Source organism: Caballeronia arationis, from assembly GCF_001544975.2.
GTDB lineage: Bacteria > Pseudomonadota > Gammaproteobacteria > Burkholderiales > Burkholderiaceae > Caballeronia > Caballeronia arationis.
Window position 1 is genome coordinate 1 of sequence record NZ_FCOG02000371.1, and the last position, 2,167, is coordinate 2,167.

Genomic DNA, 2,167 nt, shown 5'->3' on the forward strand with positions numbered 1-2,167 from the left:
TTAACGCTGGGTGCGCAACCGCAACGAAGGCTGTCGCTAACAGTCGATGACTGGGTATTTTCTGCCACGGCGCGTCTTGCGGTTCTCCATTCGCACGATACAGGCGCAACGGTTTCTGTTCGACACGGCTTTTAGTGCGAGGTCTACGGCGACTCGATGCCCGTTGCAGCCGGACCACTGTAGACTGGTTGCGCTGTTTCAACGTTGGATCGGGTTCGGGCAAGAGGAGACGGCCGCGATGCCAATTCGAACGGCGGACACGTTCAGTCAAAGCGTGTCTTTCGACATCGACGATTCATAGCCGCACCGTATCGCTTCGAAGTGGAACGCCATCGCCTGGTCGCGCGCTGGACGGCCATGCTCTTGCCGGTGTGGCGAGCCAGTTTGGTGCGAACGGTGGCCGTTGCACGGAGTCGGCCACCCGCTTTCAGGGCGTGGGCGCCGGCGTACGTACATCCCTCAAGCCTGCTCAGGATATCGTTGCCATATACGTTGCATCCATTCGTCGACTCCGACCGATGGCTCGCTCTTGGCGAGGAAATGCCTTCTCCAAAACCGGCAACACCTTGTTGGCCCAGCGATGTACGGTTGAATGGTCGACGCAGATTCCGCGCCCCGCCATCATCTCTTCCAGCGAGGCAGCGCGCGGCGATTGCGAAGTGGCGGACTCAGCCTAGATCTCGCGCAGCTTCCGCCACCCGTGACTTTGCCGAACGTTTGAGCTCCGTGCAGATCAGATCGGCCTTGTCGTCGGCCGATTGTCGGCTCCGGGTAATACTGGGCGCAGATAGGCAAGCAACATATCCACATGCATGGCGGAAATCGACTCTTCGTGCCGACGCTCCGCGTAATTGCGGCCCGTGAACGCCGCTATTGTGAAGCGATTGGACACAACGTAGTAGCCCATGCCGACCAGGGTCACGTAGAAGTCCAGTGGGTCAATGTCGGGCCGAAATTCCCCAGCAGCAGCCCCGCGCTCGAGCGTGACACGTACAAGGTCAACCACGGGCGAGATCGTCTCGCGCAACTTGTTCGAACGATCAAGGTACCGACCTTCATGCAAGTTTTCATTGTTGACGAGGCTGAGCCACTGAGGGTTCTCCCGCAGGTGGGTCCATATCGATCGTGCCAGCTCGCGAATAGCGTCGGGCGGTCGCAACCCGGACAGATCAGAATGTCCTTCCTGCTCGGCGAACTGCAGATACATTGCTTCGAGCACCGCCACGTATAGTCCTTCCTTGCTCGTGAAGTAGTAGTAAAGCATGCGCTCGTTTGTGCCTGCAGCGATTGCGATAGCATCGACGCGCGCGCCAGCAAGACCGAGCTTTGTGAACTGCTCCTTGGCGGCCTCGAGAATTCGCCGGCGCGTACCTTCCGGGTCTCGTTTTACTCGTTGTTCGCTCATGACAGTCGAAGCCTGAATACGATAGTTAGTTAGTAGCTGCCATAAAGCCGCCCGACATTGGTAGTTTCACCAATGAGCGCATCCGAGATCGGGCCGCAGCAAGCGCGTTGTAATCGACAAAAACGAGAGCAGGAAACGACGCAGCGCCGGGACCCTGCGGAGTCTTGCCACACCTTGGCGGTCAGTGGGCGGTCGAGCCCCGGCGCCCCGCGCAATCCGTGCGCAGTTGGTATGCTGGTGTCGCCGCGCACCGGCAGGGTGACGTGGGAACCATCACGTAGCCGCACGCCTGATTTTGTAGCCCGGTTGACTGTGCTAGATGCCTTACGACGGAGCGTCCAGCCTTATGCTGTGCCTTTTATCCTAAGTCGCCTGGAAGGGTGGTAGTGGAAGAACGTCACCATCGATAAAAGCGGTCGCGCATCGGACCGCGAACTGGAGCGCCCCGTCCGCGTTCGCAAACACGCCTAACTTCCCCAAGGACGTCGCGTGACCGTCCTCTTCCAATATCAATGCGGACGCAACGAAGGCGTTGCCCAGGGGCGTGACAGACAGTTCCAACGGCACTCCACGGTGATAGAAGTTCATACGGTCCCCTCCAAGGATCGTGGGTGTGGCGCAGCTTATCGCCTGAGCATGTGCGTGATGGACGCGCAAACGGTACGTCAACCATTTCGGCGTCGGCTGTCACGGATCGGCGTAATCGGTCCATTTCATGATCGGCGTAATCGAGCCACCGGATGATCGCCGTAATCGAGCCAG

The 2,167-nt window shown here is 59.1% G+C and carries 1 protein-coding gene and 1 pseudogene; both read right to left on the reverse strand.

Annotation, left to right across the window (positions count from 1 at the left end):
• Positions 1–484: 484 nt before the first annotated feature.
• A pseudogene (locus AWB81_RS46675) lies at positions 485–634 on the reverse strand (IS6 family transposase); the annotation flags it as partial.
• A 99-nt stretch (positions 635–733) separates the two neighbouring features.
• Positions 734–1,405, reverse strand: a complete 672-nt coding sequence (locus AWB81_RS42310; RefSeq protein WP_062644487.1) for a TetR/AcrR family transcriptional regulator — start codon at positions 1,403–1,405, stop codon at positions 734–736.
• Between the last annotated feature and the right edge of the window lie 762 nt (positions 1,406–2,167).

Coding starts and splice junctions, on each gene's coding strand:
- AWB81_RS42310 (WP_062644487.1), bottom strand. CDS start 1,405: ATGAGCGAACAACGAGTAAAACGAGACCCGGAAGGTACGCGCCGGCGA.